The organism is Ligilactobacillus faecis (assembly GCF_029889745.1).
Taxonomy (GTDB): domain Bacteria; phylum Bacillota; class Bacilli; order Lactobacillales; family Lactobacillaceae; genus Ligilactobacillus; species Ligilactobacillus faecis.
In genome coordinates this window covers 58,592-83,203 of sequence record NZ_CP123639.1, presented here as the reverse complement: position 1 = coordinate 83,203, position 24,612 = coordinate 58,592, and the positions used below count along the sequence as shown (strand labels likewise).

Genomic DNA, 24,612 nt, shown 5'->3' with positions numbered 1-24,612 from the left:
TCGAGATGGAAGAGACTTTAGTGGAGCGCTTTGTCAAAAAAGTGATCGAAGTAAGTGATTATGAAGAGTTAGATACCATTTATTTAAAAAACCGCGTCTTAGCTTTAGTAGGTGAAAATGGGAGCGATCGTTTGGCTAAAAGCCAAGCATTGATCTCTTTAAAAGATGAACTTGTTGCTTTAGCCGTCGAAAATGGAACTGTCGGTGAAACTTTAAATGAACAAGATAATCTAGGCGCAGAGTTGATGGATCTGATCACACCGTGTCCAAGTCGTTTGAACAAGCAGTTCAATGAAACTTATGCTGTCGATCCAAAACAAGCGATCGCTGATTTTTATGCGTTGAGTAAAAGAAACGATTACATCAAGACTAAAGCGATCGCTAAAAATATCGCTTATAAAGTTGCGACGCGCTATGGTGAGCTTGAGATCACGATCAATCTATCTAAACCAGAAAAAGATCCCAAAGCGATCGCTTTAGCTAAGACGATGAAGCAAAGTGGTTATCCTAAATGCCAGTTATGCCTAGAAAATGAAGGCTATCAAGGTCGGATCGACTATCCAGCACGGGCAAATCACCGGATCATCAGATTTACACTTGATGATGAAACTTGGGGGTTTCAATATTCACCATATGCCTACTTTAACGAACATTGTATCTTCTTAGACGCTAAACACGAACCGATGGTGATCAATGCGAAAACATTTGCCCAACTCCTCGAGATCGTAGCTAGCTTTCCAGGGTATTTTGCTGGAAGTAACGCAGATCTGCCGATCGTAGGAGGATCGATCCTATCACATGAACATTATCAAGGCGGATGTCATACATTTGCCATGGAAAAAGCCCAACTTGAAAATGAATTAGTCTTTACTGATTTTGAAGACGTCAAAGCCGGGATCGTTAAATGGCCAATGTCAGTCATTCGCTTGAATGGACCTGATAGGGAACGTTTAGTTGCTTTAGCTACTAAGATCTTGAAGCATTGGCAAAATTACTCTGATAAAGAAGCTTCGATCAAAGCTTATACCGCTAAAGAACCACACCATACGATCACTCCGATCGCACGTAAACGTGGGACAAACTATGAATTGGACCTTGTTTTACGAGATAACCAAACTTCTGAACAATATCCAGATGGGATCTATCATCCACATAAAGATGTCCAGCACATCAAAAAAGAAAATATCGGTCTGATCGAAGTTATGGGGCTTGCGATCTTACCGCCACGTTTAAAAGATGAGTTAGTTGAAGTAGAGAAATACTTGCTCGATCGACCAAATCAGATCGCACCATACCATTTAGAATGGGCAAAAGAGCTCAAACAAGCCCATCCTGAGGTGGCTGAAGAAAATGTTGAGCAGTTGGTCAAAGAAGCAGTGGGAGAAGTATTTACACGGGTCTTAGAAGATGCAGGAGTCTTCAAACAAGATCAAGCAGGTCAAAATGCTTTTATGCGTTTTGCAGAAAGTGTCGGGTTAACAAAATAAAAAAATGCAATTATTAAGTTGGAAGGAAGAAACTATCTATGCAGAAATTGATCGAATTTGATGAAAAAAATAAAGTTTTCCATTTACACAACGATAAGATCTCATATCTTTTTGGGATCGAAGAAGGTGGCTACCTAAGTCATTTATATTTTGGTAAACGCGTTTTAGGTTACCATGGACAGTTGCGCTACCCAAGAGTTGACCGAGGCTTCTCAGGAAATTTACCAGGAAGTTTGGACCGCACTTATTCGCTCGATTCGTTGCTCCAAGAATATAGTGGAACTGGTGCTTGTGATTATCGGACTCCAGCTTTAGATTTACAAAATGAAGATGGCTCTTATGCTGTACGTTTAGTTTATCAAGGGCATAAGATCACGGCAGGAAAGCCTAAATTGCCTGGACTCCCGGCTGCCTATGCAACAGATGAGGAGGCGCAAACGCTAGCTGTCACTTTAAAAGATGAACTGACAGGTGTCACAGTGACGCTCTTGTATACGATCTTTAAAGACCTTGCTATTATTGCTCGTTCAGCTAAAGTGACAAATGCTGGTAGTTCAAAAGTTGCTTTGAAAAAAGTTGCTTCGATGCAAATGGATCTATTACGACAAGATATGGATGTGATCTCTTTACCTGGGGCCCATGCTAACGAGCGCCATCTTGAGCGGGAAAAGATCGGTCAAGGGCGTAAAGTTTTTGAAAGTCGTCGGGGAGCTTCGAGCCATCAAATGAACAGTTTTATTGCTGTTTTAGAGCATAAAGCAGATGAATTTTCAGGTGATGTGTATGGCTTTAACTTAGTTTATTCTGGAAATCACAGTTTTGAGATCGAAAAAGATCAATTTGAACAAACCCGGATCGTGGCTGGGATCAATGATTTTAATTTTGAATGGCAACTCGAAGCTGGTGAGTCATTCCAAACACCAGAAGTTTTATTAGCCTTTTCTAGCCATGGCTTAAATGAAATGAGTCAAAATTACCATCAATTGATCCGAGAACATATCGTTCGAGGAAAATTTAAACACCGCGAACGCGAGATTTTAGTCAATAACTGGGAAGCGACTTACTTTGATTTTAACGAAGAAAAATTAAAAACGATCGTTGACGAGGCAAAAGAACTTGGGATCGAGATGTTTGTTTTAGATGATGGTTGGTTTGGCAAGCGTGATAACGATAATACTTCTTTAGGAGATTGGAGTGTCTACGCTAAGAAATTCCCTAATGGTCTTAAACATTTTGCCGATTATGTTCATGCTCAAGGTTTGAAATTTGGTCTATGGTTTGAACCTGAAATGATCTCGCATGAGTCTGAACTTTATAAAGAGCATCCCGAATATTTGATGCAAGTTCCAGAGCGAATTCCAAGTCCGTCACGTGATCAATATGTCTTAGACCTGACTCAAAAAGCTGTGCGAGAAAACATCGTTGCACAACTCAGTGCGTTGTTAGACGAAGGCTATATCGACTACATCAAGTGGGATATGAACCGCCATATGTCAGATGTTTATTCGGTCGCTTTACCAAAAGAAAAACAAGGTGAAGTTTACCATCGTTATATGTTAGGCTTGTATGAAGTGCTTGAGACTTTGACAACTAAATATCCTGATGTCTTATGGGAAGGATGCTCTGGTGGTGGCGGACGTTTTGACACTGGTTATGCGTACTATATGCCTCAATCATGGACAAGTGATAATACTGATGCGCTTGCTCGGCAAACGATCCAATATGGCACTTCTCTTGTTTACCCACCTTCAGTCTTTACGGCGCACGTCTCAGCTGTTCCAAATCATCAAACGGGTCGAATCACACCATTTAAGACAAGAGGTGCTGTGGCGATGAGTGCGGTCTTTGGCTATGAACTTGATCTGACAAAACTGACGGTGGAAGAAAAACAAGCAGTCAAAGAACAAGTCGCATTATATAAAAAGATCCGTCCGCTCGTACAGTTTGGCGATTTTATCCGCTTGAAAAATCCGGCTTTAGGTGATCAATGTGCTTGGATGTTTGTGGCTAAAGATAAAAGTGAAGCTTTAGTCTTTGACTTTGGGCGTTTGGCACAAGCACAGCCAACACTGACAAAAACGAAACTAGCTGGATTAGCTGAAGCAAAGGTCTACGAAGAAGTGACTTCAAAAGCAAAGGCTACTGGGAGCGAATTGATGGAACTTGGTTTTTATGATCCAGTCGTTCGTCATGATTTTAGCGCGCAAATGTATCATTTTAAAGCTCTCGATTAAGAAAGAAGCTCTTGTTTGATTTTTTCAAACGAGAGCTTTTTTCTGTGCTATAATCTTGATGATAAGTTGTTTGAGTATCCAACTTAAAAAGGGAGGCACTTGACCCTAAGGACTCGACACAAAAGCTAAAGTTCAAAGAGAAAGGTGTTGAAGATAAGGACAAAAGACAAATGCAGTCTGAAGTCCTTAAAAGATGAGAAAATGGATCTGGACTTTGATCATAGGATGTGCACTGCTTTTTGGTGGTTGGTTCATTGTTGAACAGACGTTGCGTGACACTGCAAGTCAGCAATATGAGAAAACAACGATCCCGACATTGTTTATACACGGTTATGGGAGCAGCTATCGGGCAGAAGAGCAGATGACAAAAGCGATCGTCAAAGCAGGGGTGACTAAAAATGTGATCCGTGCTAACGTAGCTAAAGATGGAAATGTCAAATTGAGTGGGGTTTTGCCGCAAAATGCGTATAATCCACTAGTCGAAGTTGATTTTTCTGATAACAAACAAACTGATCAACATAAAAATGGTAAATATTTAAAAAATGTTTTAGTTAAGTTACAAAAGACGTATGGCTTCAAGAAATTCAATGTTGTGGCACACTCAATGGGCAATATGGCAGTTGCTTATTATATGCTAGATAATGCGTCAGATAAGTCATTACCTAAGCTCCAAAAACAAGTTGATCTTGCTGGGCATTATAATGGGATCTTAGGTTTAAATGATGAGCCTAAAACTTATGCTCTACAAGAAAATGGCCTGCCATACGATCAGACTGAAACTTATAAGGAACTGTCAGCTTTGAAAGAGAAATACCCTAAGGCTCAAGTGCAAGTTTTGAATATTTATGGCGACCTTGACGATGGTTCAAATTCAGACGGGCGTGTCAATAATGATTCTTCGAAAGCGTTAGCCGCGTTATTAAAAGGGCGAGCTCGTTCATATCAAGAACTTGAGATCAAGGGGGAAAAAGGACAACATAGCAAACTACATGAAAGTGCAAAAGTTGATCGAGCGATCATTGACTTTATTTGGAAAAAATGAGTTAAAGTGATTTTTGGTCGAATGCGGTCAAGCCAGCTATAGTTGTTTATGAAAAATTGAGATCTAGGAAGGATAAAGCCAGACCATATTGGGCTGGTGGTGACAAAAGTGGATTTTAATGAGATCGAAAAATTGATGAATGATTTTGAAAACTCTGAGATGCGTGAGTTAGAGATCACGGCAGATGGATTTCATATTCGTTTGAGCAAGAATGAAACTTCAGTGAATGTAAAAGCAAATGAAAAAGGCCACAAGGATCAAGTTACAGAGGACGAAAAAGCAATAGATTATATCAGATCACCGTTAGTTGGTAGTGTCTATCTTCAACCTAAACCAGATGCTAAGCCCTTTGTCGAAGTTGGTTCACATGTTTCCCCAGGAGATGTCGTTTGTATCGTAGAAGCAATGAAAATGATGACTGAAGTCAAGAGTACTCAAGCTGGTGTTATTACTGAGATCTTAGTTGAAAACGAAGATCTTGTTGATTATGAGCGACCATTATTTAAGGTAAGGCACTAGGCTACAAAGGGGAAAAATCGATGTTTTCAAAAGTATTAGTGGCTAATCGCGGAGAGATCGCGGTCAGGATCATCCGCTCCTTAAAAGAGTTAAAGATCAAAACAGTTGCGATCTATTCAACCGAAGATCGTGATAGTTTGCATGTACATCTAGCCGATCAAGCGATCTGTGTCGGAGGGCCACATCCAAAAGATTCATATTTGAATATGAAAAATATTTTGGCTGCCGCACTTTTGACGGGGGCGCAAGCGATCCATCCAGGCTTTGGTTTTTTAGCTGAAAATAGCCAATTCGTAGAATTATGTGAAATGTGTGGCTTGACGTTTATCGGACCGCGGTCAGAAACGATCGAATTGATGGGAAACAAAGCAAATGCGCGGATCGAGATGCAAAAACATCAGATCCCAGTCATCCCAGGGAGTAAAGGTTTTTTGACCGATGCAACTGAAGCAAAGCGCGTAGCTAAACAAGTAGGCTATCCAGTCTTGTTAAAAGCGGCTGCTGGTGGAGGGGGGAAAGGTATTCGGCGGGTTGACGATGAAGCTCACTTAGAAAAAGCCTTTGATGAAGCTAAAAGAGAAGCTAAAGCTTCCTTTGGCGATGAACGAATGTATTTAGAAAAGATCATGGAAGATGTTAAACACATTGAAATGCAGATCTTCCGTGATTTAGCAGGTCATACAGTCTATTTTCCCGAGCGTGATTGTTCGTTACAAAGAAATAAGCAAAAGATGTTAGAAGAAAGCCCTTCTGATCTGCTTTCACCAAAAGAGCGGAAAACTTTAGGTGAGTTGGCTGTCCGCGCGGCTGAAGCGTTGGACTACCGCAACACAGGCACGTTAGAATTTTTGATGGATGAACAGCATCGTTTTTACTTCATGGAAATGAATACACGCTTACAAGTCGAACATACTGTGACTGAGATGGTGACGGGAGTTGATCTTGTAAAAGCCCAAGTCAAAGTCGCTTTCGGAGAAGATCTTCCTTTTACGCAAAAAGATATCAAAGTCTTAGGGACAGCGATCGAGTGTCGGATCAATGCTGAAGACCCACTGTGTGACTTTGCTCCGTCTGTGGGACAAGTCGATTATTTGTATTTTCCTGTAGGAAACTTAGGGATGCGGATCGACTCTGATCTTTATGTAGGAGCTAAGATCTCACCTTACTACGATTCGATGATCGCTAAAGTGATCGTTTTAGGCAAAGATCGGGCCGAAGCGCTTGAAAAATTAAAGCGGGCACTTGATGAATTGGTGATCTCAGGTGTTAAAACGAATCAAGCCTTCCACAAAGCGCTCTTAGAAGACGCAACTTTTTTGGCAGGTAAAGCCAAGACTGATCACGTTGAAAAAGTTTTATTACCACGTTTTAAAAAGAACGTCAACTAGTGATCTAAAAGCGCAACTTATGACCTAATGTTTTATAGAAAAGCTAAGATGTGAGGTAAATATATAGGTCACAGTTTAGGTCTTAGGCGCTGGAAATATTTTTATTGAGAGTAGTAGATAAAAGCAAGAAAGGAAATATATAATTCTTTTCTCAAATGTAATTTAGACTAAATTTGATTATATTTGCTCACATATTATATAGCAAAAAACTTGATGCGACCATTTGAAAGTAAAATACAAGGTAAGCTACCTAAAGCAGATCTACAGGCAGCAAAAAAAGTACCTATTGGTTTATGGCAAGCCTGCCCCAAATGCGGAGCAGAGATCTTTTATAAAGATCTTGGGGTTTATGATCAATGTCCTAAGTGCTTTTATGGTTTTCGGATCAAGGCTAGAAAACGGCTCATTTGGCTAGTCGATGAATTTGAAGAGTTGGATCAAGAAATCCAAACAACTGATCCGTTAGCTTTTCCGACTTATACAGAAAAATTACAGAAAGCCCAAACTCTTACACAGTTGAACGACTCTGTTCTGACTGGAAAAGCTAGGATCGCAACGCAGACCTTTTTCCTTGGGATCATGGATCCGAATTTTATCATGGGTTCATTAGGGACCGTGGCAGGTGAAAAACTCACGCGTTTATTTGAAAGAGCAACTAAAGAACGGCGGCCAGTCGTAGTTTTTACCGCTTCAGGTGGAGCGAGGATGCAAGAAGGGATCTATTCTTTGATGCAAATGGCAAAGATCTCAAATGCTGTGGCTAGGCATGCTCAGGCAGGGCTTTTATATATCTCAGTTTTAACAGATCCGACGACTGGTGGAGTGACAGCTAGTTTTGGGATGCAAGGCGATCTTATTTTAGCTGAGCCACATGCGACTATAGGTTTTGCAGGGAAACGGGTGATCGAACAAACGCTCAAACAAAAAGTTCCAGCAGACCTTCAAAGTGCAGAAACAGTATTAAAAAACGGATTTATCGATGCGATCGTCAAACGTTCAGACCAAAAGCAAACTTTAGAACGACTTTTACGCTTGCATACTGAGGTGGAAAAATAATGGTAGAAAAAAAGAATGCCCATCAGATCGTTTTAAACGCACGTTCTGATCAAAAGATCACGACGCAAACGTTGATAAAGAACCTATTTTCTGAATTTTTTGAACTCCATGGCGATCGTGTAAGTGGTGATGATCCGGCGATCATTACGGGGGTGGCCTATTTTTTAGGGCAGCCAGTAACAGTGATCGCAACGGATAAAGGCATTTCACCAGCTGAAAAAAAGGCCAGACATTTTGGCTCACCGACACCAGCTGGTTACCGTAAAGTTTTGCGAGTCGCCAAACAAGCGGAAAAGTTTAAGCGTCCTGTATTGTTTTTTGTGAATACAGCAGGAGCTTACCCAGGAAAAAGTGCAGAAGAAAAAGGGCAAGGCGAAGCTCTAGCAGAATGTTTACTAACATTAGGACAGTTAAAAGTCCCGCTGATGACAGTGATCTTTGGCGAAGGTGGTAGTGGGGGAGCTTTAGCGCTTGCTTGTGGTGATCGAGTCTATATGCTTGAAAATAGTTGTTATTCAGTTCTTTCACCTGAAGGTTTTGCAGCGATCTTATGGAAAGACCGTCGGTTAGCTCCTGAGGCAACGGAATTGATGCAACTAACGCCCACAGCTTTATTAAAAGCTCAGGTGATCGATGGTGTGATCAAAGAAGCAAATGATACTCAGACGCTTGAAGCGATCAGAGCGATCTTAGAAAAAGAATTACCAAAATTATCAGCCCTATCACAAACTGAATTATTGGAAAAACGCTATGCACGTTTTCGAAAATTTTGATCTTGAACAATTTACTTGTTAAAAAGAAGGGTTATTAGTAAAATAAATATAACTAAAATCAATATGAAAGTGGTGCTGAAAGTGATAAGGGAAGAACAACGAGCGCTTTTTATTATTTTTGGTGGGACTGGTGATCTAGCTCAACGTAAGCTCTATCCTGCTTTGTTCAACTTATATAAGCGGGGTTATTTGAAGAAAAACTTCGCAGTGATCGGTACAGCTCGACGCCCATGGACAAATGATTATTATCGTGATGTGATCAAATGTTCGATCGATGGAATGTTTGATTCACAAGCTCAGGCAACTGACTTTGCGAGCCATTTTTACTACCGCTCACATAACGTCAACGATAAACAACATTATGAGGAATTAAAAGCTTTAGCCGATAAGTTAGATGAAAAATATGACTTAGGCGGGAATCGGATCTATTACTTGGCGATGTCGCCACGCTTCTTTGGCACGATCAGTCAATATTTACGGTCTGAAGGTCTTGTGACAGAACGCGGTTATGGTCGAGTGATCATTGAAAAACCGTTTGGACGTGACTATCAAAGTGCTAAAGAATTAAATGATGAGATCAGTCGATATTTTGATGAAGATTCGACTTTTAGGATCGATCATTATCTTGGAAAAGAAATGGTCCAAAATATTATGGCTTTGCGGTTTGATAATGGTATCTGGAGTGCTTTATGGAATAAAGAGCATATCAAAAATATTCAGGTGACATTGAGTGAAGCGCTAGGGGTCGAAGAGCGAGGCGGTTATTACGAAACTGCAGGAGCTTTACGAGATATGGTCCAAAATCACATTTTACAGATCGTTTCACTCTTAACGATGGATCGACCTAAGAGTGCTAGTGAAAAAGATATTCGTCAAGCCAAAGTTGAGACTTTCAAAGCATTGAAAGTTTATTCGCCAGAAGAAGTTTATCAAAATTTTGTACGCGGACAATATGGTGAAGGTGAAGAACAAGTCGCTTATCGTGAAGAAGATATGATCGACCCAGATTCGATGACTGAGACTTTTGTCGCAGGCAAACTTGAAGTCCAAAATAAGAGTATGGCTGGTGTACCTGTTTATATCCGCACTGGAAAACGAATGACAGCAAAGACGACTCGAGTCGATATCGTCTTTAAAAATGAAGCTCCGTTATTTGGCGGGGGCATTGAGCCAGAGAACGTTTTAACGATCAACATTGACCCTGATCTTGGACTTGATCTGCGCTTGAATATGAAAAAAGTTGGTCAGGAATTTGCAACGAAAAAAACTAAGATCGGTTATCGTCTTTCAAAAGAACAAGTCGCTAAGATCCCTGAAGCTTATGAACGTTTGATCTTAAATGTTTTACAAGGCAATGCAGTCAACTTTACCCATTGGGATGAATTAAAGTATTCTTGGAGATTTTTAGATGCGATCCGAAATGCTTGGGATGAGCAAGATCTTCCAGTTGACTTTTTCCCAAATTATGCTTGTGGTACGATGGGGCCACAAGCTTCAGCTGAACTTTTGGAAAAAAATGGTGATCATTGGATCTACTGATATAGTTATTTAAGAGGCGTATGTCATCGCATACGCTTTTTGTCTGCCTAAAGCGAGGTGGTAATTTTGAAAAAGCGTAAGATCATCCATGTTGATATGGATTGCTTCTATGCTTCGATCGAGATGCGTGATGACCCGCGCTTGCGCGATAAGCCAGTTGTTATCGCCAAAGATCCTAGAAAGACTGGGGGGCATGGGGTCGTTGCCACGGCTAATTATCAAGCCCGTTCTTTTGGAGTGCATTCAGCGCAAAATGCAAGTGAGGCGTTGCGTCTTTGTCCTGATGCGGTCTTTATCAGTCCCGATTTTCCAAAATATCGGGAAGTTTCTCGTAAGATCCATGAGATCTTTCATGAATACGCCGATGTCGTTGAACCGTTAGCCTTAGATGAAGCTTATTTAGACGTTACAAATGATAAGAAAAATTTAGGCTCAGCAGTTTTAACAGCTCATTATTTACAACAAGAGATCTATGAAAAAACACGCTTAACTTGTTCGACTGGGATCTCGTATAATAAGTTTTTAGCTAAGCTAGCTTCTGATTTTTGTAAACCAGTCGGTACGACAGTGATCAGAGAAAGTGAAGCAAAAGCATTTTTATTGCCTTTACCGATCGAAAAATTTCGCGGTGTCGGTAAAAAAACAGCACAAAAAATGCATGCTTTAGGGATCAAAGATGGTCATGATCTTTATGGTAAGTCGCAAAGTTATTTGAGAGCTCACTTTGGCAAAGCCGGTTTTGACCTTTATCAACGAGTCCGCGGGATCGATCAGCGTCCAGTTGAAGTCAAAGAAAGGCGTTCGATCGGTAATGAAAGGACATATCCACGCCCACTTATCAGTGAAGCTCAAGTTGACGAGCAATTGGCGCTTTTAGCTGATCGTTTAGCTAAAGAATTGAATGCCAAACAAAAACATGGCAAGACTCTAGTTTTGAAATTACGGACGACAGAGTTTGAAACAGTGACGCGTCGTGTGACGAAACAAGATCATTTTGAAAATGAGCCAACGCTTTTAATGTATGAAGCTAAACAGATCTTTGAAACGTTAGAATTATCTGAGATCTCTGTCCGCTTGTTAGGTTTGACGATGACAAGTCTTGCTCCGCTTGAATTTGAAAATATCCGTTTACCTTTGTGAAATTTGAGTAAACTTAAAAAAACATGCTATACTATACAGTTAGATGTGAAAACTAAAAGATAAGGAAAAACTAAAATGAAAGTTGAAGAAGAAATCTTAGCTCAGATCCAAAAATATGATACGATCATCATCCACCGCCACCAACGTCCTGATCCCGATGCTTACGGTTCCCAATGTGGGTTAGCAGCGATCATTAGAGCGACTTTTCCCGCCAAAAAAGTTTATCAAGTTGGGAAAAATGTCAAAGGTCTTAGTTGGATCGCAACTCCACAAGAGATCACAGATGATATTTATAAAGACGCCTTAGTGATCGTAACTGATACTGCTAATCGACCGCGCGTCGATGATGAACGTTATCTCAATGGAAAAGCTTTGATCAAGATCGATCATCACCCAAATGACGACCCTTACGGTGATATTTGTTGGGTCGATCCAAGTGCTTCAAGTACTTCAGAAATGATCACTGAGTTAGTGGCGAGTTTAGCTGGAAAACTTGTTTTAACGGCAGAGGCAGCCCGCATGTTGTATGCTGGGATCGTTGGCGATACAGGGCGGTTTATGTATAGTGCGACCACACCACGTACTCATCGCGCAGCCGCACAGTTGATGGAATATGACTTCGATGCAAGCCAAGTCAACCGGATCTTAGATGAGGTGACACCTGAAGTAGCACGACTTTCAGCTTATGTTTTAGAAAATATCGAATATACAAAGCACAATGCAGCATACATCGTTTTAGATAATGAAACGATGGAAAAATTTGAGCTTGAGGATGCAGGCACAGCTCAAGTCGTACCGTTAGTCGGTAAGATCTCTTCTGTTGTTTGTTGGACTGTGATCGTTCAGCAAAAAGATGAGACTTATCGGATGCGGATCAGATCAAAAGGACCAGTGATCAATGAACTGGCAAAAGAATATGCTGGTGGGGGACATCCACTTGCTAGTGGAGCGGTTTTAGAAGATCTAGACCAATTACCAGCCTACGTTGAAAAATTAGATCAGATCGCTGCGAGTGTAACAGAAAATTAAAGGAAACAAGTAATGAAAAATTTTAAAGAATTCAATTTTAAACCATTCATCAATGAAGCTTTAGCTGAGTTAGGCTTTACTACTCCGACTGAAGTTCAGGCACGTTTGATCCCTGTGATCAAAAAAGGAAAGAGCGTTGTTGGGCAATCCCAGACTGGGAGTGGAAAGACGCACACATTTTTACTTCCGATCTTTGAAAAGATCGATCCGACTTTAACTGAAGTGCAAGCAGTGATCACGACTCCAAGTCGCGAATTGGCATATCAGATCTATGAAGCAGCTAAGCAACTAGCAAAACATTCTCCAAAAGAGATCTTAGTGCATAACTATGTTGGGGGCACTGATAAAAAACGCCAAATTGAAAAATTAGCGCACCGTCAACCGCAGATCGTGATCGGGACGCCAGGACGGATCTTAGATCTGATGAAAAGTAACGCCTTAGATGTTCATAATGCTCATTACCTTGTCGTTGATGAAGCTGACATGACACTTGATCTAGGTTTCTTAAAAGAGACCGATGCGATCGCGTCAGCTTTACCAAAAGATCTGCAGATGTTAGTCTTTTCGGCAACGATCCCGCAAAAATTACAGCCATTCTTGCATAAATACATGGAAGCTCCTGTGGTCGAAGTCGTAGAAAACAAGCACGTGATCAGTAAAGATATCGATAACTGGTTGCTTTCCACTAAAGGACGTAGCAAAAATCAGTTGATCCATCAATTATTGACTTTAGGTGAACCATACTTAGCTTTAGTATTTACTAATACAAAAGAACGAGCTGACGAATTGACGACTTATTTACGGCAACAAGGGCTAAAAGTGGCTAAGATCCATGGTGGTGTTCAACCACGGGAAAGAAAACGGATCATGCGTGAGATCCAAAATCTAGAATATCAATATGTTGTAGCAACAGACTTGGCAGCTAGAGGAATCGATATCGAAGGGGTCTCCCATGTTATCAATGATGACTTACCAGAAGATCTAGAATTCTTTGTCCACCGTGTCGGACGGACTGGACGTAACGGGATGAAAGGGATCGCGATCACATTGTATGTCCCAAGCGAAGAACAAGAGATCGAAGAGTTAGAGCAAATGGGGGTCAAATTTGTACCTAAAGCTCTCAAAAATGGGGAGATCGTTGACTCTTACGACCGTAACCGGCGACAAAAGCGGAGAACGCGCAAAGAAAGTCTCGATCCAAAGATGATCGGGATGGTCAAAAAAGCTAAGAAAAAGCGCAAACCTGGTTATAAGAACAAGATCAAACGTGCCTTGAAACGCGATGCCCAACAAAAACGTAAGATCGCTCGGCGCCAAGAAAGAAAACAACAACGCGAACGTTATTAAAAAAAAAAACCGGGTATTTGTCAACTGATATGGATATTCGGCTCCTTACCTAACTGCTGTTGAAGTTGCTTTTTTTGGGACTGGATCAGCAACTGTCGGGGCAATTAGCTATCTTGTACTACTCAAGTATCTAACTAAGCGTTTAGTTTTTCTCGGTAAGTAAAAAATACCTTCTTAGCTATTTAAAATAAAAGTAAATTTTTTAACCTATATTGGAGATTTATCTCTAGTATAGGTTTTTTTATTTGGCTGGAGGTGAAATTAATGGAAAAAATATATAGTCTGATAGTCGGATCTGGCTTAAGAGATTTCAAGTATTTCAATAGTCATTTAAAACCAGTAGGCTATTCTGAAGAAAATAAAGGTGCCATATTTGGCTTTAGAGATAAAGAAACGCTCAAACTAGGGCGTGGAGTAATTATGACCTCGTTAGAAGCTTTAACGGATAGCTGGGGTGAATATAGTCATTGGACACCAAATGTGTACTGCTATGGAAAAAAACAAGCAGATGGCACAGTAACAGGCTACAGTGAGAACAATCTTCGTCAAATTAATGCTTTTGTGATTGATATTGACGATAAGGAAACAGAATGGACAGAGATCCTATTACAAGGACTCGATAGTGGTTTCATGCCTACAATGATCCTTGAAACTGTAAAAGGATATCAGGTCTATTTTGTGTTAGATAATCCAGCGTTTGTAACCAAACATACTAATTTTAAAGTAGTAAAGGTTGCCAAACGAATTTCAGCTAATCTAAGAAGACTTTATGCCAATCAATTCAATGTTGATACTGGTTGTAACGATTTTGGAATCTTCAGAATACCACGTAAAGATAACGTGTTGTATTTTGATGAGAATAACTGTTATTCATTTGATGAATGGTTACAGTGGTCTTATAAACAAGAAGATTCGTTTAGTGACAAGGGGGCCATGAAATTAATTCGGCCTAAAAATATAAATAGACAAATTGACGAACCGTGGTTTGATTTGTTGTTACATAAGGGCAATATTCGTGGTCAAAAAGGCATGCTTGGCCGCAATAACGCTATATTGACCTTGGCACTCGCATATTTTTCTTCAGGTAAAACTAAGGAAAATTGCGAATATAATTTGTACCAGTTCAATGATCGACTGGCAGTGCCGTTAAAATTTTCCGAGGTACAGCGAATTATTAATAGCGCATACTCCGGGAAATATAAGGCAGCTCAACGAGAATATATTGTTGAGCTGCTACAAACATGGGTTGATGATTCATTAAAAGAGAATGATCTCTTTTCAAGAAGAAGTGGCTGGTATAAATTTGCTAAAAATCGTTCAGAGCGTAAATATAACCATTACGCAGAATCAGAGAACGATCTATTAGCTTATTTACGCAAAAATTGTAGCGTGGACAAGCCTTATTTGAGCTGCACAAATAAAGAACTGATGTCTGAATTAGGTATCAGTAAAACTACGTTTAGAGTCTTACGACAAAGACTTGTAAATAAGATCAGTGTCAAAACGACGAGAGGTCGTTTTGGTAGCACAAAGATAACACTGATTGCGCTAGTTGTTATTGGCCTAATAAGTAAGAAGCGTGAAGTAAAAGATGATTATATTTCGAGAATCAGTGATCTTTTGGACATTGATTCAACTCTTAAAGATTCAGGTGCAGTACAACCACGGGCAAAACAGACAGAATTTTTGAACGTGAACTCTTCATAATTTAAATGGTCCAATTGCCATTTACATATATCTAGGATAGTGTGCTTGTAGATTAAAGGGAGTTTGCATGTGCTTTAGGTAGGTGTATCAGTATGTTTTACATTTTTTCATTTAGCTTACAGAAATACTTAGAAGACGAAGATGGAATCATTATATTTACGTCTCGAGGTGAAGCTCAAAGATATTTACTACATCAAACTAAATTTAGTGGACCATACACAATTATAAGAATCGGGGGAAGTATATGACTGACAAGAAAAAAGTAGAGTGGAAGATTGTTCAAGGGTATTATCTCTTAGGCGGGGGACAAGAGGAACTTTGCTATGAGTTTAAAGTATCTAAGGGACACCCTGACTTTGAATTAATTAAGGTTGATAGTGTTTGCTGGACTTTCTATCAAGCTGAAGACATCTTGACACCAATTCCGGCCATAATCAGGGTGGATAGGGTATTTTCAGAGCAAAATGCTGTACGATTGAAATTACAAAAAGAAGCAAAACGAGGCTATCCTATATTGCCAATAATTAAATTGATCGAAGAGTTTGACATGGAATTATTGGGCTATATGTATGCTGCACATAGTAGATTTCAACGAGAACTTAATAGCTTAAGCGGATCAGGAACAAGCGAAAATGATTGGTCTAAAGTGGCGTTGCCTGAAGGAAAGTTTAAGGTTTATTGCGATGTACACAGGATGTACAAAAGCGGTAAAAATATTAGTGCAATTGCTAGAGATAAAGGGATATCTAGACAGACAGTGCGACGTTATTTAAAGATGAACGTACATGAATTTTTAGAGTATCTAAGAGGAAAATCGTTAAAAATGTATCACCATGATATTTTGGAGCATTTGTATGAAGATAATACGATATCATCACACCGGCTATATGAAATTATTAGAGATAATCATAAAGATTTTACTATTGGACGTCGTCAGTTTGAACGCTATGTTAAACAAATCCGCCATAAATACAAAATTGATCGTAGCTAAGAGATCATTTGAAAGAGAGGAGCTTAAGTTATGTATAAGTTAGCTTACAAAAATAATTTTTTTGGAAAGGTAATGATCGATCAATTCGAAGATGAAATGTCTATGATAGCGGTCATAGAACGATTGAGAAACAAATATTATATCTGTTATGTAAATGAAAATAGAGAGCTATATATTCTACATTATGGTTGGACAGGAAAAGAGTCTAAAACTATCTTGGGCAGTTTTTTGCATAGTATTTTGTATCCATCAGTTACTGACTGGGATATTTTTAAAATTGAAAATCATAGTTTGTATAGATCAATCAGATGGTATTTCTATATTTGTCCAGTAGCTTTTTTTGGCTATATAGGATTGATATTGACATGGTTACCTATAAGTTCTGCTTCTTTACTAGACAGGGTATCCATAACGTTTATCTTAATGATGTGTTTTAAATCTCTCAAACATGAAATGGAAACTAGCATCATGAAAAAGATTAATTTATATAACAAGAAAAAATGACGAAAAACTGTATTTAACTGAGTAAAAATTTTCTAGTTACAACCAAGAATGTTGGTAAAGCTACCTTGTGATGAAAAACAACTACGAGACAAGAGTGGACATGGAATGTTTTTTCGAATATATGGTACTGAAAGGAGAATAAAAATGATAATAAAAATGATATTTGATGAAAGTTGGTTAATTGTTTGGGGTACCTTGTTGTGCTTATTTTATTGTTCAGGGCTTGCTACATATTTAGAAGATGACCATGCGGATAGAGATAACAACAACTATAGGGAAGTGACGAAAAAACTGTATTTAGTTGATCATGAGCATCAAGGAGTAAATAAAAATTTTCTAGTTATGGCCAACAATGCTTATGAGGCCGAAAAATTAGTCGCTGATCAATTAGATGGGAAAAGCGACACTGATAAGCAAATTGAAATTTGGTAATTTTGAAGTGGTAAATGAGGTGACGCAAAATTGGTAATTACGATGTCGTTTTGGAAGTTTTCAAATTTTTTGTTGACAAATAAAATTTATTTAAATCATGAAGAAAGGTGGTAAATAAGATGACGCAAAATTGGCAACTATAATGTCGTTTTGATAAATTTGAATTTTTTTATTGACAAGCGAAAAAAGCAGAAAGAAGTGAGAAAATTGCTGAAAAAATTTTTTCTAGGAGTAATTTTATTGGGAATCTGTTTAACTGGACTATTTGGAAGCAATAGTTATGCTAGGCAGAAAAATAATCAAGATAACTTTACCAATTTGAAGGAAAGTAGCAATAGTAATCTAGTATTTTACAAAAAGAACTGTCCATACTGCGAAGGGGCTGAAAAAGAGATCCTCGAATATTCAAGAAAAACAACTATCCCCACATTTTTTATTGACACCAGAAGTAATAATGGGAAAACTTTGGTCAAAAAATATAACGTGAGGTATGCTTCTACAATAATTAAAATCAGAGAAGGTAAAGCAGAAAAATATATTTATGCTGAAAAACAAGGAGGCGCATATCGAGCAAAACAAGATGTTATCAAGAAAGTTTTTGGAGGTGAGAATCGATGAATCTATTTAAAGTAATTCTTGATAAAATGCGACAAATTCGAAATTTTTTTCTCGAAAGAGTGATCCTTAGATACTTTATATTTTTTGTGTTTTTGTTTGGTAGTTGGTTAATTTTAGTTGTTAGTGGTTTGCTATCACCGGCACGACAAGTTTATTCGGCAAGCGATTTAGCAACTGAGCAGGTTTTCGCTAATGGTACTGGATCAGTTGAATTGAAGAAGCAAATTTATTCAAAAAAGAATCAGATGCTGCTATTAAATTTTGAAACGAAAGCACAAGGAAACACAGAGATCAATCCGAAAAATCTTACGTGGAAAATTTATAGTAAAAATCGAAATAGTAAAATTTCTATGGAAGTGATCCCTATCTTAAATAATAAGATCACTGTTCTAGTAAAAAATGTACCGCAAAATTTCGATGCTGTAGCAATCAGTATTATTAATCGAGGTACAACAGCAGATAATATTTCAGTTGATCTCGCAGAAAGTTCCTCTTCAAGTACTACAATATCCAGTTCTAAGAGTAAGAAAACTAAAGATTATGTACAATTTTTGATCACGACACGTGGTAAAAAGTTAACATATAAAACGTTAGGACAACTTGATAGGACAAAGTTAGCAAGTAGTGAAGTTGATAGAGAAATCAAGTTTCAAGAAGATCAGAAAGTAAAATTGCAAAAAGCTATTAAAAATTTACAGACACTGATCAGAGATGATAAGGAAAAAATCAAGGAACTTGAAAAAGATCAAATTTATCTGACTAGTGATCAAAAGGAAGATAATCTATCACAGATCGATCAGCTTAATTCAGACATTGATAATTACCAGCAAAATATCTCAAAAGCTCGAGAAAACATTGATACTGTTGGAGTAAGAATAAAAATGTTGGAAAAGAAGAAGGCAGCAATTGAAGCTGGAACGTTTGAATTCTCTAATCCTATCAAGGTTGCTCATACAAAATAATCTGAGGTGAGGGAATGGCAAAATTACAAAATTACAAAGAGCAGCTTGACAAAGCTCAGGCAAAATACAAAAGTCGCAAAGAAGCGTATGCGAAAGCAGAGCTGGAAATTTTTTCAAAATATGGTCGGTTGAAGTTTGAGGAATTACAATTGAAAAATAATTCACGTAATCTAGATATTGATGAGTTAGTTTTAGAACAGAAAGCGATCAATAAGAATTTGAAACAACGACTAAAAGCTGAGAAGCTAAACGAACAAATTCATAACAATTAATAAGATAGATAACGGTCTTACAAAAATATCAAGTAAGGCCGTTATTTTTTTGGTTGCACTGATAAAAAAATTTAAGAGTAGTAGGAAATATGGCGCATCAAAATTACAGAGGCGGCTTCTTTACTTACTTTTGAAATCAAAAGTACAAAGAAGCAAACCCACAAAAATTGAATGAAATGCAAGACGAAATATAAAATTTCTGTGCATTGCGCTACGCTTGTCATTTTCGGTTCACAGACGAAATCAAAGATTTCTGGTGAACTAGCGAAAAGAGCATAAGAGAAACTACCGGTAGACAAGCTACCGGGTTGGTAGTACCAACGTTTCTCGACCCGTGAAATTAACTCGCTTTTACAAGCTATTACAATCTTACTTACAAATTATTACAACTAATAATTACAAAAAAATACAAGCCGGATTACAAATTGTTACAAGCCAATAGTACCCCAAAAAATATAAATAATTTTTTAATAGCTAGAATTATGAAGTACAGAAATTTTTGAGGTGATTTGTATGAAAAATGAAAAAATCATGCGGATAGATATTAATGGCATATCTAAAAGCGAGTTAGAAAAATTACGTACAATGGCTAGAAAAAATGGTCATACTTCATTGAATGGGTATTTACAGTTTTTATTACGCCGTGAGATTGAAAATGACTTAGTTGGTTTAGAAAAAACAGCATATAAAAATCATTTTGAATCAATGCAAAAAACATTATTTGCTTTAGGCGATGGGTATATTCAATCTGTCAAATATAAGAAAAAAATTTCAAAATATTTTTTGAGAATGACGGATTTAGTTAGTGATTGGTTATATCTAATGGATGATGGCTTAAAAGAATTTGCAGAATATAGGGAATTATCTTTTGATGAAAAAGAGGGTATTGTATCGGAAAAAACAATTCAGCGAGTAAGTGACAACGAAAAATTAAAGAGCGTACTCACTGATGAATCTCCTGAAATATTTTTTGAAAATAAAAAAGAGAAAAAAATAAAAAAAGAACAAAAAAGAATTGAAATTCGAGGGTTAAGTGCTGATGATATTGCGGGACTAAAACTATTATCTAAGCAGGCTAAGGCTGCGAACCTAAATCAATATATGCTTGATCAAGTATATTTGATTTTAAAAAATGGTGGCTTAGATATTTATGATAATCGGTTAGCCGATGATGCTTTAGCAGTAAAAAATTTACTAGTTAAAGTTTCAGATCAACAAACACGTCAGGAATTACATGATATGGAAATAATTTCTAAATTAAATGTCAATATTGAATTGATGATCAATTGGATCAAATTTATCAGTTTGGCTCAAAGCGATCAGTTGTAGAGGTAAAAAATGAAGCAAGGAAAATTATTTATTGTTGTAATTACTATTGTTTTGATAATTTTGGTGCAGCCGAATGTCTTCGATACGGTTAAACATATTCTATTTCCTAGAAGTTTTTCTGAACAGATCTCAGGCAAAAAATATGTTACGCCTGATCAAGATTTAAATAATTCATTAGCAAAAAAAGAGTTTCAAGGTCAGCGAGTAATACAGGTTAATAATAATGTTCCCACGTTCACTCAAAAAGAAATGTCTCTAGAAAAAGATCACTGGAAAAAATTTTCGGATCTGGACTATCTAAATAGAGTTGGCCAAGCTGAGGCTTTACTTAGTTTAAGGTCTCTACCAAGCAACAATCGAGGTGATATAAGTTCAGTAAAACCAACAGGGTGGAAAAATAAAAAGATTATATTTAACGGTGAACAAAGTTATCTATACAATCGATGCCATTTGATCGCGTTTTCTCTGAGTGGAGAGAATGATAATCCTAAAAATTTATTTACAGGAACTCGCGCTTTAAATGCAGATTTTGCGAATGAACAACAGTCAATGGTTTATTACGAAAAAGAAATCGCTAATTATATTAGAACAACAAATCATCATGTTTTATATAGAGTGACACCAATTTTTAACGGCATTGATTTAGTAGTAAAAGGTGTACGAATGGAAGCGAAAAGTGTTGAGAATAATCAAATAGAATTCAATATTTTTATCTTTAATGTACAGCCGGGATACAAAATAAATTATTTAGATGGGACAACAGTAAAGGAGAAATAGAATAATGGAATGGAATAAATTACAGACGATGCACTTTACAAAAGATATGCGTAATAAACTTGCAGAAATCGATAAATACCTTGAAAATCAAGATTATTTTAATGATGACATTCTAAATCGTAGTAAAGTTATGTCAATTGTTGCTAACACTTTCTATGAACTATTTGTGGAAAATAATTCGAGAACAAGCTATCAAAAACGATTAAATGAATTGAAAAGAATAACATCACAGGACGAAAAACAAATTTTACAAGAGTTACAAACAATCAAGCAATTACAAAATATGTCATTCTATGTTGCTTTAAGCAATTATCAAAATCTAAAAGAACTTAATCCGGAGTATACACCTGAAGAATTGCGCAGCTACTTAACTGGAGATAGCAATGAAATCAATATCTTGCTTAATAGGATTCTGGCGATTCAAAAGCAAGATATAGCACATAACAAGCAGATCAAAGATATTAGAAGAAAGGCGAAGTAGGGGTGAAGTAATTTGAGTAAGAAAGCTTCAAAGAGATTATATGAAGAACTGTTGCAATCTGAACCATTAGGTTTTGTTGATCCTTTGCATGGTTTAGGGACGTTTGATGGTTATCACATGAAATTCAAAGAACCCGTTGAAGACTTGAAGAATCCATGGTCAGGTGATCCATATTTACCTGAATGGCAGTATAAGATTTCTGAAATGCGTAAGTTATATCTCAAGTGGCAGAAAGCTTTAGTAAAAGAAAATAACCAATCAAAATCACCAACAAGGAACTTTGTTACGACGGCAAGTGTTCGCAAAGAACAAAAGAGATTGATCAGAATAGGCATTAATTTTGGCTTTAGATTAAAGACGATCTCAAAAAAGACAGGATATGCTGAAAAAACATTGCGTAACAGTTATGCATATTCGCGAAATTTTCACCAATCACGTAAAAATTCATATGTCATAGTTAAAAATAAGAGTGAGAAATCTGCTAAAAAAGTTCCATTTAAACGTTATTTGCACACCAAAGAAGGGAAGGATAGATATTGTCTAGTACACCGGCAGTAACTGTGATGTGGGATTTCACGACTCCATATGCTAATTTTGTTGATTATACGAATCGGAAAGAAGCTGTTGATCCGAAAGAAGATAGATTAGTTGAAGGCATCAATCAAGAGACAGCAAAAGAGATCGCAGAAAAAATAGAAGAACAAAATCTTGATTATGTAGGTTACATTGATTATATGAAACGAAACTATGCTACTAAAGTTGATGGTAAAGATAGGACAGGAATATTTACAGACAAAACTTTAAACGCAGATGTCAGTGAAGCGAAACAATTAAAAGAGATGTTAAATCAGGCACATGAAAATAAATCAATATTATGGCGTGGGGTGATCTCTTTTGATAATAACTTTTTAAAAGAAAATGGGATCTATGATCCAGACACTGGTTTTTTAAATCAAACGAGACTAAAACAGGTCATGCAAAAGGCTATGGGTAATGTTGCTAGACGCGAGCATTTGTCGCGTTCATCATTTTGGTGGGGAAACATTCATTTAAACACAGATAATGTACACATACACATTGGGATCTCAGAGATCCATTCAGAACGACCAATGATATATTATGCTCCAAGGAATCGAAAAGAGAGGAAAGGCAAATTTTCACAAAAGACGATCAAAGGAATCAAGAGCAATGTTTACAATGGACTACTTAGAGAAGATAGTCGGCAAAGAAACCTAGAGTATGAAAAAAAGATTGCTACTTTACGCAACGAATTATTGAAAAAAATCGAGCAAAAAGAAGTAGAAAAGTTAGATCGAGTTGAAAGTTTCTTTTTAAATCAAGCTTTAGAACATTTTCCGGAAGGGAAAAAATTGCGCTATAAATCGAATGCTATTGACTTTAAGATGAGTAAATTTTTTATTGCGCGCTATGTTGACTATCAATTACAAAGAGATCCGTTTCTCTATCAAAATTATCAAAAATATACTAGAAAGTTACTGGAGAATTACCTAAGCATTTATCAAAAAGGAACTGCAAGAGAGAAAAATGAATTACATCAAAAGTTAGTTAAGTCATATGGTGTCCAAACTGCGAGGGCATTTCGTAATGGACAAATGGATCGCTTTCTTGCTAAGCGTGAAGCAGAACTCAGGGAAAGATTAGGGAATCGCACACTAAATTATATCCAAAGTGTTGTAGTAGCTAATAAAAATAAGGAAATTAGAAATCTGTCTCTAAATAACCAAGAGCGTATTCAAAATGAAGATCCTAAAGCCACTAAAGTTCATAGTGCAAAAGTTTGGGAACAGATGGGTTACAAAATAAAAAGTGATGCTATTTCAATCACGTTAGTCGTCCCCCTTTCAGAGGAAGAAAAAGAAGCATTAAAAGCTGCCGGTAAAGATATTTCAGATTTTAAAGAAGAGCTGTTTTATGATGAGCGCTTTGTAGAACCTTTTGATCCTAAAAGAGTTAAATCAGATATTGATTTTACAGCATTAAAGTCGATGCAAAAAAATGAACTGTTTGAATTAGTTGAAACTTCACGGAATATTTTAGAAGAAGATCCAGATAATATAAAAGTCAAGCAAAGATTTGGAATCTTCAAATATGCCTTACGTCAGAAAATAATTGAAGAACGGGTCGAAGAGATTGCAGTTACGCGTCAACTTTTGGAAAAGTACCAACCAAAAGATGAACTGACACAGAATTTTGTTAGATTCAAGCAAAGTCAGCTAGCAGAGCTTGCCGAATTGGCAGACTTGCAAAAAATGCCTATATATAGATTAACGAAGGGTGCGCAAGAGCAAAAAGAACAGCTAGCGCATAAATATCTTAATGTCGTTCAAATATCAGTCAGCAAAGTCAATGCTAAAGTCTGTCAAGAACAGATTGCTAGATTTGAGAATGAGATAAAGTTAGCTAAGTATGTAACTGATGAGTCTATTTTTAAGTTACTTAAAGGTGATAATGCAACTAAAGAGAGCTACTTATCAGAGTTGGAAGATATGAAACAAGTGATCAATATTAAATTTTTGATCTTTACGAACAACAACTTAATAAAACAAACCTCCGATCCGAGAAGGAAAAAGCAGTTACGGATTCAAAATGGTAAGTATTTTACAGAATTAAAAAAGCTTTATCATAAATTGGCGCCGGAAGAATATATTTTGGCTAAAAGCCAACTTGAGTGGGATTATCAGTATGATACAAGCTTTAGAAGACAAATAAGTAAAACCTTTGATCAAAGCCGAGCGTATAAAAATCAAGCCAGAAACTCATATCAGCGAGCTACACGCAAATTTGTTAAAGGTGCTAAATTAGCACTAAAAGATGATTCAGATAAACGTGAGTATTTATTAAAAGTTCTAGATCGAAATGAAGAGAGAGAACGTGAGCGCTAAAAAATAAGTTTGCCATCTTAAGAATATCGCTAAAGTGGGATACGATATTCGATGACAAACTTTTCAAGATAATGTTATATAT

23 protein-coding genes are annotated in these 24,612 nt (G+C 37.3%); all 23 read left to right on the top strand.

The window, feature by feature from the left end; genetic code table 11:
* The first annotated feature begins 5 nt into the window (after positions 1-5).
* The 23 genes from galT (at position 6) to mobP2 (ending at position 24,530) form a co-directional block, all read left to right on the top strand.
* Positions 6-1,487, top strand: a complete 1,482-nt coding sequence (galT, locus tag QFX10_RS00385; RefSeq protein WP_280606319.1) for a UDP-glucose--hexose-1-phosphate uridylyltransferase — start codon at positions 6-8, stop codon at positions 1,485-1,487.
* A gap of 38 nt (positions 1,488-1,525) precedes the next feature.
* Complete coding sequence (locus tag QFX10_RS00380; protein WP_280606318.1) at positions 1,526-3,721, top strand: alpha-galactosidase; 2,196 nt, start codon at positions 1,526-1,528, stop codon at positions 3,719-3,721.
* A gap of 193 nt (positions 3,722-3,914) precedes the next feature.
* Complete coding sequence (locus QFX10_RS00375) at positions 3,915-4,763, top strand: alpha/beta hydrolase (protein WP_280606317.1); 849 nt, start codon at positions 3,915-3,917, stop codon at positions 4,761-4,763.
* Positions 4,764-4,871: 108 nt separating this feature from the next.
* Positions 4,872-5,282: an acetyl-CoA carboxylase biotin carboxyl carrier protein gene (locus QFX10_RS00370; protein WP_280606316.1), complete on the top strand. Its 411-nt coding sequence runs from the start codon at positions 4,872-4,874 to the stop codon at positions 5,280-5,282.
* A 20-nt stretch (positions 5,283-5,302) separates the two neighbouring features.
* Positions 5,303-6,670 (top strand): acetyl-CoA carboxylase biotin carboxylase subunit, encoded by a 1,368-nt coding sequence (accC, locus tag QFX10_RS00365; protein WP_280606315.1) that lies wholly within the window; start codon positions 5,303-5,305, stop codon positions 6,668-6,670.
* A gap of 213 nt (positions 6,671-6,883) precedes the next feature.
* Positions 6,884-7,726 (top strand): acetyl-CoA carboxylase, carboxyltransferase subunit beta, encoded by an 843-nt coding sequence (accD, locus tag QFX10_RS00360; protein WP_280606314.1) that lies wholly within the window; start codon positions 6,884-6,886, stop codon positions 7,724-7,726.
* The gene (gene accA / locus QFX10_RS00355; RefSeq protein WP_280606313.1) at positions 7,726-8,499 is read left to right on the top strand and encodes an acetyl-CoA carboxylase carboxyltransferase subunit alpha; all 774 of its coding nucleotides are present in this window, start codon (positions 7,726-7,728) and stop codon (positions 8,497-8,499) included. The genes accD and accA overlap by 1 nt, the downstream gene beginning before the upstream one ends.
* A 63-nt stretch (positions 8,500-8,562) precedes the next feature.
* Positions 8,563-10,038: a glucose-6-phosphate dehydrogenase gene (gene zwf / locus QFX10_RS00350; protein WP_280606312.1), complete on the top strand. Its 1,476-nt coding sequence runs from the start codon at positions 8,563-8,565 to the stop codon at positions 10,036-10,038.
* A gap of 66 nt (positions 10,039-10,104) precedes the next feature.
* Positions 10,105-11,178 carry a DNA polymerase IV gene (dinB, locus tag QFX10_RS00345; protein WP_280606311.1) on the top strand — a complete coding sequence of 358 codons (1,074 nt, stop codon included), beginning with the start codon at positions 10,105-10,107 and terminating at the stop codon, positions 11,176-11,178.
* A gap of 75 nt (positions 11,179-11,253) precedes the next feature.
* On the top strand, positions 11,254-12,207 hold the full coding sequence (locus QFX10_RS00340; RefSeq protein WP_280606310.1) for a DHH family phosphoesterase: 954 nt from the start codon (positions 11,254-11,256) through the stop codon (positions 12,205-12,207).
* Positions 12,208-12,219: 12 nt separating this feature from the next.
* The gene (locus QFX10_RS00335; protein ID WP_280606309.1) at positions 12,220-13,554 is read left to right on the top strand and encodes a DEAD/DEAH box helicase; all 1,335 of its coding nucleotides are present in this window, start codon (positions 12,220-12,222) and stop codon (positions 13,552-13,554) included.
* A 264-nt stretch (positions 13,555-13,818) separates the two neighbouring features.
* Positions 13,819-15,261 carry a primase C-terminal domain-containing protein gene (locus tag QFX10_RS00330; protein ID WP_280606308.1) on the top strand — a complete coding sequence of 481 codons (1,443 nt, stop codon included), beginning with the start codon at positions 13,819-13,821 and terminating at the stop codon, positions 15,259-15,261.
* A gap of 244 nt (positions 15,262-15,505) precedes the next feature.
* Positions 15,506-16,252: a helix-turn-helix domain-containing protein gene (locus tag QFX10_RS00325; protein ID WP_280606307.1), complete on the top strand. Its 747-nt coding sequence runs from the start codon at positions 15,506-15,508 to the stop codon at positions 16,250-16,252.
* A gap of 30 nt (positions 16,253-16,282) precedes the next feature.
* The gene (locus QFX10_RS00320; RefSeq protein ID WP_280606306.1) at positions 16,283-16,756 is read left to right on the top strand and encodes a hypothetical protein; all 474 of its coding nucleotides are present in this window, start codon (positions 16,283-16,285) and stop codon (positions 16,754-16,756) included.
* A gap of 144 nt (positions 16,757-16,900) precedes the next feature.
* Positions 16,901-17,188: a hypothetical protein gene (locus QFX10_RS00315; protein ID WP_280606305.1), complete on the top strand. Its 288-nt coding sequence runs from the start codon at positions 16,901-16,903 to the stop codon at positions 17,186-17,188.
* A gap of 207 nt (positions 17,189-17,395) precedes the next feature.
* A complete protein-coding gene (locus tag QFX10_RS00310) occupies positions 17,396-17,806 on the top strand; it encodes a thioredoxin domain-containing protein (protein WP_280606304.1) in 411 nt (136 codons plus the stop codon).
* A complete protein-coding gene (locus QFX10_RS00305) occupies positions 17,803-18,768 on the top strand; it encodes a hypothetical protein (protein WP_280606303.1) in 966 nt (321 codons plus the stop codon). Before QFX10_RS00310 ends, QFX10_RS00305 begins: the two co-directional genes overlap by 4 nt.
* A 14-nt stretch (positions 18,769-18,782) precedes the next feature.
* Positions 18,783-19,040, top strand: coding sequence for a hypothetical protein (locus tag QFX10_RS00300; protein ID WP_280606302.1), 258 nt, complete (start codon positions 18,783-18,785; stop codon positions 19,038-19,040).
* 513 nt (positions 19,041-19,553) lie between these two features.
* A complete protein-coding gene (locus QFX10_RS00295; RefSeq protein WP_280606301.1) occupies positions 19,554-20,369 on the top strand; it encodes a hypothetical protein in 816 nt (271 codons plus the stop codon).
* A gap of 9 nt (positions 20,370-20,378) precedes the next feature.
* Positions 20,379-21,146, top strand: a complete 768-nt coding sequence (locus tag QFX10_RS00290; RefSeq protein ID WP_280606300.1) for a DNA/RNA non-specific endonuclease — start codon at positions 20,379-20,381, stop codon at positions 21,144-21,146.
* Between the two features lie 4 nt (positions 21,147-21,150).
* Complete coding sequence (locus QFX10_RS00285; protein ID WP_280606299.1) at positions 21,151-21,627, top strand: hypothetical protein; 477 nt, start codon at positions 21,151-21,153, stop codon at positions 21,625-21,627.
* A 12-nt stretch (positions 21,628-21,639) separates the two neighbouring features.
* Positions 21,640-22,185 (top strand): modification methylase Sau96I, encoded by a 546-nt coding sequence (locus QFX10_RS00280; RefSeq protein ID WP_280606298.1) that lies wholly within the window; start codon positions 21,640-21,642, stop codon positions 22,183-22,185.
* Positions 22,164-24,530, top strand: a complete 2,367-nt coding sequence (gene mobP2, locus QFX10_RS00275; protein WP_280606297.1) for a MobP2 family relaxase — start codon at positions 22,164-22,166, stop codon at positions 24,528-24,530. The genes QFX10_RS00280 and mobP2 overlap by 22 nt, the downstream gene beginning before the upstream one ends.
* Positions 24,531-24,612 lie beyond the last annotated feature (82 nt).

Coding starts and splice junctions, on each gene's coding strand:
- QFX10_RS00380 (WP_280606318.1), top strand. CDS start 1,526: ATGCAGAAATTGATCGAATTTGATGAAAAAAATAAAGTTTTCCATTTA.
- QFX10_RS00330 (WP_280606308.1), top strand. CDS start 13,819: ATGGAAAAAATATATAGTCTGATAGTCGGATCTGGCTTAAGAGATTTC.
- zwf (WP_280606312.1), top strand. CDS start 8,563: ATGAAAGTGGTGCTGAAAGTGATAAGGGAAGAACAACGAGCGCTTTTT.
- QFX10_RS00290 (WP_280606300.1), top strand. CDS start 20,379: ATGAAGCAAGGAAAATTATTTATTGTTGTAATTACTATTGTTTTGATA.
- galT (WP_280606319.1), top strand. CDS start 6: ATGGAAGAGACTTTAGTGGAGCGCTTTGTCAAAAAAGTGATCGAAGTA.
- QFX10_RS00340 (WP_280606310.1), top strand. CDS start 11,254: ATGAAAGTTGAAGAAGAAATCTTAGCTCAGATCCAAAAATATGATACG.
- accD (WP_280606314.1), top strand. CDS start 6,884: ATGCGACCATTTGAAAGTAAAATACAAGGTAAGCTACCTAAAGCAGAT.
- QFX10_RS00285 (WP_280606299.1), top strand. CDS start 21,151: ATGGAATGGAATAAATTACAGACGATGCACTTTACAAAAGATATGCGT.
- QFX10_RS00335 (WP_280606309.1), top strand. CDS start 12,220: ATGAAAAATTTTAAAGAATTCAATTTTAAACCATTCATCAATGAAGCT.
- QFX10_RS00375 (WP_280606317.1), top strand. CDS start 3,915: ATGAGAAAATGGATCTGGACTTTGATCATAGGATGTGCACTGCTTTTT.
- QFX10_RS00320 (WP_280606306.1), top strand. CDS start 16,283: ATGTATAAGTTAGCTTACAAAAATAATTTTTTTGGAAAGGTAATGATC.
- accC (WP_280606315.1), top strand. CDS start 5,303: ATGTTTTCAAAAGTATTAGTGGCTAATCGCGGAGAGATCGCGGTCAGG.
- QFX10_RS00305 (WP_280606303.1), top strand. CDS start 17,803: ATGAATCTATTTAAAGTAATTCTTGATAAAATGCGACAAATTCGAAAT.
- QFX10_RS00315 (WP_280606305.1), top strand. CDS start 16,901: ATGATAATAAAAATGATATTTGATGAAAGTTGGTTAATTGTTTGGGGT.
- QFX10_RS00295 (WP_280606301.1), top strand. CDS start 19,554: ATGAAAAATGAAAAAATCATGCGGATAGATATTAATGGCATATCTAAA.
- accA (WP_280606313.1), top strand. CDS start 7,726: ATGGTAGAAAAAAAGAATGCCCATCAGATCGTTTTAAACGCACGTTCT.
- QFX10_RS00325 (WP_280606307.1), top strand. CDS start 15,506: ATGACTGACAAGAAAAAAGTAGAGTGGAAGATTGTTCAAGGGTATTAT.
- QFX10_RS00300 (WP_280606302.1), top strand. CDS start 18,783: ATGGCAAAATTACAAAATTACAAAGAGCAGCTTGACAAAGCTCAGGCA.